This window comes from Kribbella orskensis (genome assembly GCF_004342085.1).
In the GTDB taxonomy this organism is placed as follows: Bacteria; Actinomycetota; Actinomycetes; order Propionibacteriales; family Kribbellaceae; genus Kribbella; species Kribbella orskensis.
In genome coordinates this window covers 86,392-100,271 of record NZ_SLWM01000003.1, presented here as the reverse complement: position 1 = coordinate 100,271, position 13,880 = coordinate 86,392, and the positions used below count along the sequence as shown (strand labels likewise).

Genomic DNA, 13,880 nt, shown 5'->3' with positions numbered 1-13,880 from the left:
CACCGCGTCTGTCCGGCTGAGTCCGGCTCTATCCAGTTGAAACCGGCTGACTTCGGCTCTCCATGCAATATGCGTGCAATCGTCCCCTATGTTCCAGCCCACGCAACTTGACCCCTGAGGGCTGGAACATAGGGGGCGGCCCGTGGGCCAGAATGTGCCGCATGACTGTTCGCCTGTACGTCGGCCCCGCCTATGGCATCGCAGATGCGGACGACCTTCGTGCTCGGATCGAGGCCTGGCGGTCAGATCCATCATCGCCACCTCCTCGAGCCGCACGGACGGGGGAGTACCTCCGTACCGGCGCCGGACAGCTTGTGTGGGTGGGGGACGACGACGTCGTACTTCCGCTCGCGTGGTTGGCCGACGAGTCGGCAATCTCGATCGCAAAGGTGATAGGCGATGCGTACCGACACGCGGCGAGGTTGCCGCGTCGGGCTCTCCTCGATGACGTGACGGTCGAAGCTTGGGTCACCAGTATCAGCGGCGAAGACTTTGCCGCTTTGACAGCAGCTGGGGCCCTTGAGCACGCACCGACTGGCGATGCGCGTCTGGTAGTCGGCAACACGGTGAGGGTGCGTGCGCACGGTGAAGTGCCGAGGTCGGCTGACCTGGATGAGGCCACGATCTTCAAGATCGCGGCTCAGCATCTGCCGAAAGGCATGACCGTCACTGGCGTCGAGGTGGTGGTAATCAACAGCACTCACGATCTTGTAATCGTTGAGGCAACTCTCAGCCCACGTTCAAGGCTCACTCTCGGGCAAGTGATCCACGCAGGGGAGGGCATCTCGGCCCTGCTTCAGGTAGCTGAGTTGGATGCTGCCAGGGCGTGGGCACTCGTGCAGAGTGGACGGGGTGACCTGCTGATCGGGCAACACGAGAGCGACTGGTTGGAGGTGAAGTCGGCTGCGTACAGGTTGGAGGAGCCAGCGCAGGTCATCGAAGCTTCCCAAGATGTCGCAAGGCTGGCGAATGGCGGCACAGCCGGACTGCTCGTCTGCGGGTATAAGACGAAGCGGCTCCAAGGTGGAGGTGAGCTGATCACAGCTCTCTCTCCGATTCCTGATGACCGCGCGCAGGTCGCACGTCTCCGTCGTGCCCTCGACCGCACGATCTATCCACCTATCCCAGGACTGCGGATCTCCTATGTCCCAGTGGCACGGTCCTCCACCGGGTTGCTGGCCGTCTTTGTGCCACGACAGCTGCCGAGGTTGAGGCCCTTCCTCGTACACGGCGCCGTCGCGGCTGGCCGGGTGGAAGGCGCATTCATTTCCATCGTGACGCGCCGCGACGACGAGAGCCTGTCCATTACGGCGGCCCAGATCCACGCCTTGTTGGCTGGTGGTCTGGCCCAGGATCCAGCCGAATATGCGGACACAGTTCAGGATGCAGGTCTGCCGATGAGTTATCCCGAAGTACCCCTGACGCCTAGGTTTCATCCGAGCCGTTTCGCGGACCCCCTTCAGTTTCAACCTGACATGCCAGGCCTGAATTTGCGCGCAGTGATGAGTTTGGAAGTTCCCATTGGACCTGAATTCCTAATTGAGCCACGCCACCGGAAGCGGCTCCTCGCGGCCTTGGACGCGTGCGGCGGGAACGCCTGGATGCAGCCGTCCGGCGCATGGCAGTCCACATCTCACGCGGTCTTCGCCCGCGAGGTCGACAACGGGTTTGAGCGGTTAACGATCACCCGTGAGACGGGAGTGAACGCCATCATTGTGATCGCCGATCATGTCGCCGCGGCTCACGGACAGATGGCGAGCATGGCCTTCGTGATCGACCAGTTAGCCGATTTGATTCGTCGCTGCGCATCTGACCTACGCGCTCCAGTCCACGGGATTGCCTCAGGCGGACGCCCTCGCGTGGTGGAACTCCATATTGAGGCACGAGGCAAGACGCCGGCCGGCTCATCTCGAACGCTGTCTGAATTCGTTGATTTGGCGCCGCTCGGAGAGGGACGAACGCGAGGGCTGACCGACGGAGCTACAGCGTGGCCACCTTCGTGGGCTACCGGCGGCGCCGAACGCGCGCTCGCTCTCGAAGCTTTCCGGCGCACGGCGCTCGACTGGGGGTATCTGGACCCTGATCCCGCATTCGCGGCGCTTGGCTGGTCCCCGGGCTGAACAGGGTGGTGCTCACCGACCAGACGGTTGCAAACCTTCCCGCCCGCTGGCCCTGTCGGGGACAGCGGGGACAGGTGATTCGCGCGGTCCCCGATGTTTCGGTGCAAAACCGCAGGTTAGAGCCTAGCGGGGACAGCGGGGACAGCGGGGACAGCGGTTGGAGTCCCCCGCGCTGGCCGTGCTGCGAAGGCGACGCGGAACGCCGTGCAAACCACATGGCCGGCGCGCTCAGACGAGGAAGGCGGTCAGGGGCGGTCTCGAGCCGCGACCTTCCGCTTTTCAGGTCGCGAGACCACCGCACTCCACCGCAATCGCGACCGTGGCTGAGGTCGCCGCTAAGCGTCGAGCATCGGCTGCAAGACGCCGATGTTGCTACAGCGATGGCTACACCGCGCAGCCATCTCCCGTATGTTCCAGCCCCCATCCACCGGGGTCGTGAGGCTGGAACATACGGGGATCTGGCTTGGTGGGGTGAGTGCTGCGGTGGTGGCGCCGGGACAGCCGGGACAGCCTTTGCGGGGGGTGTCCCGGCTCGCCGGGGGTAAAAACCGCAGGTCACCGCGCTGCCGGGACAGCCGGGACAGGTGGTGGGTGAATGTGGTGCTGCTGGGGCGGCATGCGAAGCGCGCTGCGCAGGTCGTAGCAATACAACCTTTGCGATAGAAGCGATACCGGCGAGGCGATACAGCCATCGCAGAGCTCAACCTCGCAGTCTTCGTGGTCAGTACACGCCGAACACCCAGATCGCGGCCGCCGCGAGGACTGCACCGATTGGCAGAGTGATTGCTGCAACTTTCAAATCAGCATGACGATCGGCTCGTCGATTGCGGATCTCCTGTCGTGACATCGCTCTGATCCTGTGGCCTGGAAATCCGTAGCCAACTCGCCTTTGCAACCGCTCCTGGAGATCCCAGCCCGTGACGGTGGACAGGACTGCGATTAGGGTCCCCGATATCCCTATGCTGATTGGTGGACGTTGATCGACCAGGAACCACGCCCAAGAGACGAGAGCCCCGCCAGCCGCCAGGATCGGAAGTCGTGTCGTGAGCGGCTTCCAGCGCGGGCGCGGCGTTCCTTCCGCCAGCAGGACGTCTGCAACTTCACTTGCGATGTGCTTCTGCGCGGGATCGGTGAAGGTGATGGAGGGTTGTTCTCCATGGCGGAAGTCCACCCCAAACCAGCTGTGACCCGGTCCGCCGCGCAGCATAAGGCGTCGTGTCTCCCAGTCGGCGGCAGTGCCGAGCCTGGAGATGTCGAACTCGGTTGGATTCCCGTCATTGCCGATGTAGTAGAGGCCGGCATCGCCGGTTCGTTCCTTCATCAGTGCAACTGCGTCCCGAATGGTGTCCTGATCCAGCCGAAGCGATCTGATCTGCAGGATGCCGGGCCCGAGGTCCACCACGCGGGGCCCGAAGAGCCAGTTGAGAGCCATGCACCGAAACCTATTGCAAGAACTCTCAGTTGCGCCTCGTGCATCGCTAGCTAGGCGCTCGGCAGCTTCTCTGAGCCTCCGGCTCAAACCTGGCTGCCATGCCGAGCGCGATGGAGGAGAATCATGCAGGTGTCGAAGCTGCACCTCCCCGGAGAGCCCGATCTGACGCCTCTTGATCGGCGGGCTCTGGCCGCGCTGACCCGCGATCTGTCGGCGGTCGATTCAATCTGGTCACGCCTCGATGTTGCGATGCTGACACCTCCGGCGGCGGGAAGTGTCGCGAGTGCCGATCTGACGGATAAGTTGCATGCCTACGCCCATGATCACGCCGCGATGTCGCTGCGGGCGTCGGTCGACCACCTTATGGCCTGGCGAACCTTGCTGCGCGCAGGTGAGATACCGATATACGCCCACCTGTCGCTCCTCCGCACGGCCCACGAGGCTGCGCTTATGGCTTACTGGCTCGCGGAGCCAGCCATCGACGCAAGGAGCCGCCTTGGACGAGGTGTGGCAGCGCAAGCCGCTGACTACGACGAACGCCGCAAGTTGGAAGACGCGATCGGCCTCACCGTGGTCGCTCCACCAGCCAAGCTTGCAGTCGACCGTCTGAGCGATCTGATGAAAGCTGCCGACGGTCTGGGGCTCGTATGCCTCAACAAGAAGGGGCAGCAGGTGCTGGCGGTCGGCCTGCCCGCGACGGTTGAGTTGTTTGATCTCTATGAGTCGGTCGAGCGGGGCGCTAAGGCACAGTCTCTCTACCGGTTCTATTCGGGGTACGCACATGCCAAGCAGTGGGCGCTATCGCGAGGCGCCCAGCCGCAAGCACCGCTTGACCATTTAGGCCGAACCGTGGCGCGCATCGAAGGAAGCGCCCTTGTGGCAGTTGGTGCGACACGGCGGGCAGTCGAGGCACTCGATCGCGCGACCACCGCGTACGAGATGCTGCGAGCCACAATCTAGGCCCAGTCATCGACTGGGACCACTGCCGGGGGTGCCGATGTCCGAGCCTGTGCCGGCGGTTCGCTCGAAGCCGGGTGAGTACTTCGTTGCGGCTGAGCGCGTCGAAGTCGATCTCCAGTTCTGGTACGGCGACGCGGTGTACGAGGTCATCAGCGTGCCGAGGCGGTGGGGTGCGGCTTGGATGGCGACAGTCCGCCAGATCGAGGGGTTGCGGCCGGGGATCGAGTTCCGGGCGATGCTGCACGTGGGTCGCAAGGTGGATGGCTGATCGAAGCAGGTCGCAACCGGAGTGCACGGCCTTCTCTTCACCCCGGAACATGACCTCGTAGGTCTTGCCGCCGGTATCGATTGCGACCGTGCTCGAGGAGGCGAACTTTCCGAAGAAGTTCTTGTCCGACACATAGGAAACTGACTTGATACGGCTATACGGGATGCTAGTCACGGCGGCCTGCTTCACGGATCGTGGTGAGGCGGCGCGTGGAGGGCTCTGCGGATGCGAGTGAGCCGGCCGGTCGATGCTGTTGGTGCCCTAGCCTTCGAGGATGGAAGAAGGTCTGGAGGCACTGCGGCAGGCCCTGGCTGAGTCCGCTGCTGAACGTGATAGGAGCAGTTCCACACGGCCAAAAATTTGGTGATGGTTCTGGCTGGGGAGATCCGAGAGTTGGTGGCCGACTTGCAAGTCCTTATCAGTTTCGCCTGACTGTGGTAAGAAGCCGATGCAGAATTGCTGCCCCAGAAGCCCCCAAGGCTTGAGGTGGCACGGAAGTAGGGGAAGAGCGCTGGTGGGCTTTGTCAACGGTGAGCAGGTTCGGTGGACACGTTGGTGGGCGCCGGCAGGGGTGGAGTTGAGCACCTCGAATGGCGTATTGCCAGATCCACGTGGGGAGATCAGCCAATACTTCAACCGGGAGGTCCGCGAACTCAGCGAGTTTCAAGGCATGCGGGCTCTGGTTCTACTTGGTGAGCCAGGCGTCGGCAAATCTGCAGAACTCAAGAAGGAGCTCGCCCGTCGCGCCGTAACTGGTGACGATGTCATTCTCGTCGATCTCGGCGAGTACACGACCGTCGGCGAGGTCGAGTCAGCAATCCAGCAGGCAGTGACAGCCTGGAAAGCGAGGGCAACCGCTGAGTTGACGCTGGCGTTCGACGGATTCGACGAGCCACTGCTTTCAATCTCCAACCTCTCGGACGTCCTGAAACGCGAACTCGAAAAGCTCGACCTCGCGAGGCTGCGCGTGATGATCGCTAGCCGTGGTGCGCAGTGGCAAACAGTCCTGACCGATACCTTCGAGGGGTGGTGGCCAACCGCCGTCGTGACACTGGTACTCGCGCCGCTCACAGAAAGCGACATCCGCGCCGCGGCGTCCACCGAGCTCGAGGACGTGGATGGTTTTATCGAGGCAACACACGCTGCGTCTGGCGAGCCTCTGTCGGCTTGGCCCATAACGCTACGTTTGCTCCTTGCCGCAGCCCGACAGGGCAGGTTCCCTGAGCGCCGAGTAGATGTCTACAGGGCCGGCATCGAAGGGCTCGCCGCGGAAACAGGGCGGCGACGCGACCGTCGTCAAGACGGCCCACCGCTACCTCGTCGCCTTGCAGCAGCCCAGAAGCTCGCTGCGATCGGCCTCCTCACCGGACGCAGCGCGATCGTCCGACGGACAGAACCTGGCGCCGACAGCAACATCCTTGCCCTTGACCAAGTGATGAGCGACGACGTCACCCTGGTTGAACTCGAGGCTGTCTACGACAGCGCCCTTCTCGTTGGTGACGGGGAGGCTCGGAGATGGACCCACCGAACTGTCGAGGAGTATCTGTGTGCTATTCACCTGCACGAACTCCCGCTGCGTACGGCTCTCAGCCTGCTCGCCGACCCGGGCAAGCCCAGCCAACTCCTGCCACAAATGGTGGAGGCAGCCGGATGGCTCGCTGCCCTACGCGACGACGCGTTCGACTGGCTGGTTGATCATCAGCCAACCGCATTGCTGACCCCGGACCTCCGCAGCCGCCCTGACTACCAGCGTGCTCGCGTCGCTAAGGCCTTGATCGACGGCATGGTCGACGGTGAACCGATCGCGGATCGAGTCGCCTATGACGGCCTTGCCTATACAGGACTGGCCTCCGACCTTGCGCCGCTATTAGCTCCAACAGAACCGGACTGGCGACAGCGCGAAGCGGTAGTCATCATCTCGCGGACAGGGATCCGCGAACTCGACGAACAGTTGGTCGCGATAATCGAACTGGCGGCTGCGGAGCATGGCTCGCACGAGTACACCATGAAGGTCATCACCGCCGAGTTGGCAGTATCTGCCTTGGGCACGGTCAGCGAAACGGATTTGGTCGAGCGTCTCGTGACGATCGCGACGGATCCGACGTGTCCTTGGCCGCTCCGAGCGGCCCTGATCGGGAACCTATGGCCGCAGCATCTCGACACGGCGCAACTATTCGCGACAATCTCTGAATACGATCGCGGCACTCGCTCCCGCTTCGGGCGGCGACTCACCCAGATCTTCTACCGAGCCATACAAGAGGGCAGTGCAAAGCCAAGCGAATTCGTAGACTGGGTCGCCCACCTCTCGTCCAGCGATCACCACGAACCAGCAGTGGGCCGCGTGATCAGTGCACTCGCAATCGAGGTCATCCAATCTGGGGAGCCAGGCGATCAGGCCTGGCAAACGGCCGTAGCCGGCGTAACTGGGCAACTGGGCGCTACCCGCCCGTTGCCCGGACTTCGAGAGGCCGACGTCACGGAGTTGCCCGATGAGCGGCGCCGCCTCTTCGTTCGCGACCTGTTGATGGCGGCGCGAGCCACCCGAGCAGTCGAGATCACGATCGAGCGACTGCACCGCCGTTTGTTCATCGTGTCGTCCGATCTTGGGTGGTGGGTCGATCATCTCGTCGAAACCTATGAAGAAGGCGATGAACCGAGTGTCGCCATCGCAGTGTTGAAACGACTCGCCTGGGATGCCACGGACGATGAATTGAACGTCGCATACCAACGGGACAACGTGCCGTCGGCCGCGAGGGTCGTACTCGACGCTGTGTTCGGCGAGCAGGCCAGGGCAGAGCGGGCGCTGGCACGTGAGGATGAGGCGCGACGCGCAGCCGAGGCCGAAGCCGACAAACACGCAGAGCAGTTCTCGGCCAGCCGGTTCGCAGACGCAATAGCGGCAGCAGACTTTGGACTCCTGGCAACGGAACTCGACCGCGAAGTCGAAGGCTCGGAAACGACCAACTGGCCGGGACGGGCCTGGGGAGCTCTCGATGCGGACCAGCGGCGCCAAGCCGCCAACCTTGCAATAGATTTCCTAGCGAGTATCGGAGACCCGGCTGGCAAGCCAAACACACTGGGCCGGGCGGCCGTCGCACACGCAGTAGCCGGGGCCGTAGACCGAGCGCTGGTTGGCCAGGTGACTCCTCAGGCCTGGCTCACCATGCTCCCCAGCCTGCTGAGTGCACCAGGTTGCCGGGACGTCACCTTGGAAGCCCTTCCACACGCACATCAACTCGACCCCGAGGCAACAACTCGCTACCTCGTCGAGCAGTTGAAGAGCGACGCCGCCCGCGGCTCCGTGCTTTTGATTGAGGCTCAACAGCTAATGCGGATCGAACGGCTGAGCGAAGAAGCGCTGAAGTGGGTGGAGGACCCGAACCTGGATCGGCGCGGCACAACCAGCCTCCTGGTCTTGGCGGCGACCACACATCCAGAACAAGCAACCGAACTAGCGATCCGGCTGATCGGACAACTACCGGCGCCGACGGGCTCCTCGCCGACAGATGCGGATGCTGCCGAGCGCGACAACCAGGCACGGCGGACGGCCGTCATGGCAGCCACAGCACTAACAAGTATCGGGCTATCTGCGCCGGCATTCGAACTTCTACTGCACGCTTTCGCATCTGACACAGCATTCGCACAAGAGGTCATACGCGAGGCCGACCGTATCGCAGACTGGAGATCTTGGACCGGGTTAACCAACGCTCAGATCACCGAACTCTACATGTGGGCAGAGAAGGACCTGCCGCACGAACAGATCGCACCTCCCGGCGGAATCACCCAGGCCGATCCCGTCGGCGAGTTCCGTTCCAACCTCATTCGGCGACTAATCGCCGCCGGCGATGAAGAGGCAGCCAGCGCTCTCGAAGACCTGTCAAAGCGCACCGACAACGTGTGGTTGCGCTCCGAAGCAAACAAGATTCGAGACGCCAGAAGAGCCGACGACTGGTCACCACCCTCGCCATCCGAGGTACTCGAGTTGACTACCCACCCAGACAAACGCATCATCGCCACGCGAGAGCAGTTGGCAGAACTCGTGCTCGATGTGCTCGACGAGATCGCTCAAGAACTGCAACGTGATCGCGGACTCCTTACGGACCTCTGGCCGCGCCAACGTGTGCACAACAAGTGGGTTGGCCGCGTGCCAGTAGACGAGAACGCCCTATCGACCTGGCTTTCTCGGCAGCTTCAAACCAGACTGTCTAGCCGAGTCGCGATACTGCGCGAAGTTGAGGTGCAACCAAGACTCAGCGGAGCCATAGGGGACATCCCAGACCTGCTGGTCGTGCTCACGACTAAACGCGGCGTGCTGACCCTGCCCATCGAGGTCAAGGGCAACTGGCACGCGGAGGTGACCACGGCGATCGAGGACCAACTCGCTGATCGCTACCTGCAGGGACCCAATGGCACGATCGGCATCTACATCGTGGGCTTCTTCGCAGGCAGCGACTGGAGCGATAGCGACCAAAGGCGCCGGTCGGATGCAGGAAGAATCGGCCACGAGGATCTCACTACGCAACTGAAAGCCAGGGCTGCTTCGCTGGCCGAGCGTGGTCTAACCACGCATCTCAGGGTCATCGATCTGTCGTTAGCGCACGGAGAGCCGGATGCCACTGCTAACTGGGGTGCGGCAGCGAAGAAGGCTCCCGCGAAGAAGGCTGGGGCTGCGAAGGCGGCAGCGAAGAAGGCTCCCGCGAAGAAGGCTGGGGCTGCGAAGGCGGCAGCGAAGAAGGCTCCCGCGAAGAAGGCTGGGCCTGCGAAGGCGGCAGCGAAGAAGGCTCCCGCGAAGAAGGCTGGGCCTGCGAAGGCGGCAGCGAAGAAGGCTCCCGCGAAGAAGGGTGCCGGCGCGGGAGGCAGGTCGAGCAAAAGAGTGGCGGCGCCCGGCTTGGGAAGGGGGCCGGCAGCCGATTCTTCGATTCGAGGTAAGGCTGAGTAGTCCCTATCAGCCTTATCCGTGGGCGCGGTGCGCGTTGTATGTGCCATATCCTTTGAGGATGCAAGAAGGTCTGGAGACACTTCGGCAGGAATTGGCTGAGTTTGCGGCCGAGCGTGACTGGGAGCAGTTCCACACGCCCAAGAACTTGGCGATGGCTCTAGCTGGTGAGGTCGGAGAGTTGGCAGCCGAGCTGCAATGGCTTACCGACGAAGAGATCCGGCAGGGGCTCGCCACGGGCGTTCTCCGTCAACGGGTTGCTGGTGAGGTGGCAGACGTGTTCATCTACCTGTTGCGGTTGGCGGACGTATGCGGGATTGAGCTGTTGTCGGCTGCGCACGCCAAGGTGGTCGAGAACCGCGTCAGGTATCCCGTGGAGAAGGCGCGAGGCAATGCGCGCAAGTACGACGAACTAGCGGATGAGGAGTAGACCGTGCGGGTGATCATCCAGCCGTCCTTCGGCAATCCGACAGCGCGAAGGCACTGGAAGGACACGCTGGCCAAGGACGTCCCGTTCGCCAGCGAGCCATACGTCAGCGCGCTCAGGGCCGGGCAGTTTCGGTCACTCCAGGAGTTCCACCCAAACGGAGCTGCCCGGTTTTGGGGAGCCCAGAAACAGCACAACGCCAAGATGGAGACGATCGAACGCGGCGACGTTGTCCTCTTCACTGGCCAAAACCACGTGCAGGGCATCGGCGAAGTGGCGGCATCGTTTCGGAACGCAGCCTTTGCCGACCTGCTGTGGACGCCAGATCCGGAGAAGGGGTCTTGGTTGAACGTCTACAGTTTGCGCGCATTCCAGCACACCCAGATCCCATACACGGAACTGCGGCCGCTCATCGATAGCGACCCCAAGGACGTCTTCATGGGCCTTCGCATCATTCGAGATGAACGAGTCGACGTCATCCTCGACGGCCTCGGCATCTCCACGCTCGAGAACGACCACCGCGAACTAGAGCAGGCACACCGTATAGCCCTCGATCTAACCATGCGGACAGGCAACGGGCTAGTTGCTCTCGAGAGGGTCAACGTGGAAGCGACGGCCTACACCCGCACCGCGCGCGACATCGAAATCCGCCGGACCGAGGCGCTCCTGGTGCAGGCCTACCAGCAGACGCTGCCAGCCGAGAGCACAGCCAGCCGGAACCGCTGCTCTGCAGGTGTCACGGACCTGTACGTCCAGACAGGAGACATCGGCGAACTGATCGAAGCCAAGAGCCAGCCCAGTCACCACTACGTGCGAGAGGCGCTCGGCCAACTTCTGGACTACGCGGCAAGCCTTTCCGAACGGATCGATGTGCTTAGCGCCCTCTTCCCGTCCGAGCCGGCGCCCGCCGACGTCCAACTCCTGCACAGATACGGGATCGACTGCCTCTACCGGAACGCTGGCCACACTTTCTCCCGGCGTCCAGCTCTGCCCGCCCGACGACACATCTGGACCGGGCCCCGCCCAGACGCCAGAGTGATTGCTCTGGATCCTTCTCGATGAACTGTTCTGGTTGCGACTGCTAGACCCGCTGCGCCCGAGACGGTCGGTCAAGCCAGGTCTTTTTCGGAAGCCCGAATGAAGTCGTCCGGTCATCGCGCGTGAGCAGCATTCTCAGCCGAGATCGGCTCCACGAACAAGCCTGCCCGCGGGGCCTTGTCGAGCAAACTGGATCGCCTCGGCTGGCGACGAACGGCAGATGGAGCCGATGCCGCTTGGTTACGCGGAATCGGTGCACGCGGAGGTTGGGGCGACCTGGTGCTCCCAGACGACGATGTCGGCGGCCCGGAGCAGGGTGAGCTCGGCGGCATTCTCAGGTTGGTGTCGGGCAGTGACCTGTGTGAGCCACTCCTGATGGACGCGTAGGTCCGCCTGCAACAGCGGCCAAAGGTCTTGATGCGCTGTCCACCTGTCGGTGGGGGGTCCGACGTAGTAGCGGTAGAGCTCTCTGTCGTAGATCGGCACCAGCTTGGGCCGTTTGCGGTGAAGGATCTTCGACACCTTGACGACCTTGATGTTGTGTACTGGATATGACGCCTCGAAGGCATGGCGGACTCGGGCCCAGGGCCCGCGGGGGTTGTCGAGGTCGATGGTGAGGAAGTCCGCGTTGCGGCAGGCGGGGTCGGTGAGTACCGCTTCCATGGCGGTGCGTAGGTCGCGGTGGTGCCCGGTCTTGGCGAACATGGGAAGGATGTCGGCGTAGGTGAGTCTGACCGACAGCAGGACGGGAGCGAGCATGTCGAGCGCAGTGAGCGGATCCGGGTCCTCGCCGGGGCCGTCGTATGCGTGGAATGCACGCGGCGTGCGATGGTCTGGGTCCAGATAGCGCGCGAGATGCACGTCTGCGCAATTGCGGAGGTCCCCGATGCTGCGGGTCACCGGAGCCGGTTCCACAGTTCGTGGGATACGAGCGAGGACAACACAGCCCTCTCGAGTGCGCGCGCTGCATGGCGGTCGGCGGTGACGGCCCACCGCAGTTGCAGATCAGCGCGCTCAATCGCGGCCTGTCCCCATTGTTTGGCGCGCATTGGCTCACCTGCCTCGACCTCGGCTAGTCGTGCGCGCAGCCAGGCAGGGTCGGCGAGCGCCCTGTCCATCGCAGCCTCGCCTAGTCCGCTTACGAGGCCCTTGCCGCGGCTGTAGACGTGGAGTCGTCCGCGGATGCCCTTGCCGGCGCGCTCCCCGGCCATCCCCACGTAGACGATGGCCCCACGCGCGCCTTCACGTGCCATGTACACCCCCGGAAGCAGGGGAGCGGTCGCGATGGCCTCCTTCAACGGAACCCAGGTTGACCACTCCGCCATGGTGTCGAGCTGCCCAAGATGTTTCATGACCAAGCACTGTGGCACGCGAACGAGCTGCGCTCGCTTTCGGGAGGCCAGCCGACCTGCAGCGAGGTGGGCCGGCTGAGCGTGCTCTATTGACCACCTCGGCCAGAACCGCCTCCACAAAGGCACGATTGGCCATAGGCGACTATCGCGGCGCTCTGTGTAGGAGCCGTACCTCGCAGGATGTGCCGTGACAACACCCCGAGTCTTCTTCGCTCTTGCTGCGGCGACGCCCAGACGACCGCTGGATTGGCTGCGCTCCCCTTCGGCGACGGATGGGATGAGCGCTAGCCGGATAGATCCGAGGTGCGGTGAGGACTGAACGGTCGCCGAGGAGTGCGTGTTCGGCCAGCCGGGGCCCAGTGAGTAGCAAACGCGGCTTGGTACGACGAGGCTGCCTTCGCAGCGGCGGACACAGCAGAGTCACTGGCGGTGTGGGTGCAGATGGTGGTAGGCGATGCCCTCAATGCCGGCTGCGTGCCAACGACGAGCAGTGAGATCTCCATCCAGGGCGCCACGAGGAGCTGCTGCAGGGATCGCCCAGGAGACCGTCCGCTTCTGAAATGGAGGTCCGTTGCTACAGCCGGGACGCCAGGAAAGGCGGCCGAAGGCAAGAAACCGCAGGTCACAAGGGTGGTCAGGGGCGGTCTCGAACCGCCGACCTTCCGCTTTTTCAGGTCGCGAGACCGCAGCAGTCCACGCAATCGCGACCGTGCCCGAGGTCGCCGCTGAGCGCCGAGCGTAGGTCGGAAGGCGCCGATGTTGCTACAGCAACAGCTACACCCGACAGCCCACCCTCCCGTATGTTCCAGCCCCCTCCCGCCGGGTTGTGAGGGCTGGAACATACACGGGGTCTCCGCTAGGACCGCTGCGGATGGGTTGCCGGGACCGGGAAACGACAGACGGTCATCAGGTCAAACGCCTCCAATAGCTAGCCATGCCCCTGCCTGGGATTGGGCTCTCACCGACCATCCAGCGGGAACCGCAGTCGGAGCAGTCCCAGGTCTCGCCGACAGTACCGAGATCGGGGACGGTGCATGGGTGCTCGTCCTTCGCCCAGCGAATCTGGAAGGGCTTGCGCATCACACCTCACCCCTCGCGGCACGCATTATCGCGGCCCACTCGGCGCCCTGGGCAACTACGTGCATGTGTCCATCACAGACCGCATAGCCGCGGATGATCGTCTCGGCGAAGTGCCCCACCTGCTCGTCGTCGGGCAGTTGGATGCAGATGGCGCACATCAGGTACCACTCAGGCATCCCGGCCTCCGAACGGCACGTAGTGCGGTTCTCTGTCACTCATGGCCAGCACGCTAGGTCCGCCAGGCAACGCCTGTACACTCCCTGACTG

The 13,880-nt window shown here is 63.4% G+C and carries 10 protein-coding genes; 6 read left to right on the top strand and 4 right to left on the bottom strand.

The genetic code is table 11. The features are described from left to right. Positions 1–161: 161 nt before the first annotated feature. Positions 162–2,120 (top strand): hypothetical protein, encoded by a 1,959-nt coding sequence (locus tag EV644_RS09295; RefSeq protein ID WP_132190128.1) that lies wholly within the window; start codon positions 162–164, stop codon positions 2,118–2,120. Between the two features lie 721 nt (positions 2,121–2,841). Here EV644_RS09295 and EV644_RS09290 read toward each other — a convergent pair. Next, positions 2,842–3,552 carry a hypothetical protein gene (locus EV644_RS09290; protein ID WP_132190129.1) on the bottom strand — a complete coding sequence of 237 codons (711 nt, stop codon included), beginning with the start codon at positions 3,550–3,552 and terminating at the stop codon, positions 2,842–2,844. Between the two features lie 123 nt (positions 3,553–3,675). On the opposite strand from EV644_RS09290, the gene EV644_RS09285 reads away from it, so the two are divergent. The 5 genes from EV644_RS09285 (at position 3,676) to EV644_RS09260 (ending at position 11,205) form a co-directional block, all read left to right on the top strand. Continuing rightward, on the top strand, positions 3,676–4,512 hold the full coding sequence (locus EV644_RS09285) for a hypothetical protein (RefSeq protein WP_132190130.1): 837 nt from the start codon (positions 3,676–3,678) through the stop codon (positions 4,510–4,512). A gap of 37 nt (positions 4,513–4,549) precedes the next feature. Next, on the top strand, positions 4,550–4,780 hold the full coding sequence (locus EV644_RS09280) for a hypothetical protein (protein ID WP_132190131.1): 231 nt from the start codon (positions 4,550–4,552) through the stop codon (positions 4,778–4,780). A gap of 514 nt (positions 4,781–5,294) precedes the next feature. After that, complete coding sequence (locus EV644_RS45220; RefSeq protein ID WP_199239715.1) at positions 5,295–9,719, top strand: NACHT domain-containing protein; 4,425 nt, start codon at positions 5,295–5,297, stop codon at positions 9,717–9,719. Between the two features lie 58 nt (positions 9,720–9,777). Next, positions 9,778–10,146, top strand: a complete 369-nt coding sequence (locus tag EV644_RS09265; protein ID WP_132190132.1) for a nucleotide pyrophosphohydrolase — start codon at positions 9,778–9,780, stop codon at positions 10,144–10,146. Positions 10,147–10,149: 3 nt separating this feature from the next. After that, on the top strand, positions 10,150–11,205 hold the full coding sequence (locus EV644_RS09260) for a hypothetical protein (RefSeq protein ID WP_132190133.1): 1,056 nt from the start codon (positions 10,150–10,152) through the stop codon (positions 11,203–11,205). 216 nt (positions 11,206–11,421) lie between these two features. On the opposite strand, the gene EV644_RS09255 is transcribed toward EV644_RS09260, so the two are convergent. The 3 genes from EV644_RS09255 to EV644_RS44435 form a co-directional block, all read right to left on the bottom strand. Beyond that, positions 11,422–12,081, bottom strand: a complete 660-nt coding sequence (locus EV644_RS09255) for a DUF6308 family protein (protein WP_132190134.1) — start codon at positions 12,079–12,081, stop codon at positions 11,422–11,424. Beyond that, positions 12,078–12,533 carry a hypothetical protein gene (locus tag EV644_RS09250; RefSeq protein WP_199239714.1) on the bottom strand — a complete coding sequence of 152 codons (456 nt, stop codon included), beginning with the start codon at positions 12,531–12,533 and terminating at the stop codon, positions 12,078–12,080. The genes EV644_RS09255 and EV644_RS09250 overlap by 4 nt, the downstream gene beginning before the upstream one ends. 1,079 nt (positions 12,534–13,612) lie before the next feature. After that, entirely contained in the window at positions 13,613–13,789 is a 177-nt protein-coding gene (locus EV644_RS44435; RefSeq protein ID WP_158292773.1) for a hypothetical protein, read from the bottom strand. Positions 13,790–13,880 lie beyond the last annotated feature (91 nt).

Excerpts from the sequence above, each read along its gene's own strand:
- EV644_RS09295 (WP_132190128.1), top strand. The coding sequence starts at position 162 with ATGACTGTTCGCCTGTACGTCGGCCCCGCCTATGGCATCGCAGATGCG.
- EV644_RS09290 (WP_132190129.1), bottom strand. The coding sequence starts at position 3,552 with ATGGCTCTCAACTGGCTCTTCGGGCCCCGCGTGGTGGACCTCGGGCCC.
- EV644_RS09285 (WP_132190130.1), top strand. The coding sequence starts at position 3,676 with ATGCAGGTGTCGAAGCTGCACCTCCCCGGAGAGCCCGATCTGACGCCT.
- EV644_RS09280 (WP_132190131.1), top strand. The coding sequence starts at position 4,550 with ATGTCCGAGCCTGTGCCGGCGGTTCGCTCGAAGCCGGGTGAGTACTTC.
- EV644_RS09265 (WP_132190132.1), top strand. The coding sequence starts at position 9,778 with ATGCAAGAAGGTCTGGAGACACTTCGGCAGGAATTGGCTGAGTTTGCG.
- EV644_RS09250 (WP_199239714.1), bottom strand. The coding sequence starts at position 12,533 with ATGAAACATCTTGGGCAGCTCGACACCATGGCGGAGTGGTCAACCTGG.
- EV644_RS44435 (WP_158292773.1), bottom strand. The coding sequence starts at position 13,789 with ATGCCTGAGTGGTACCTGATGTGCGCCATCTGCATCCAACTGCCCGAC.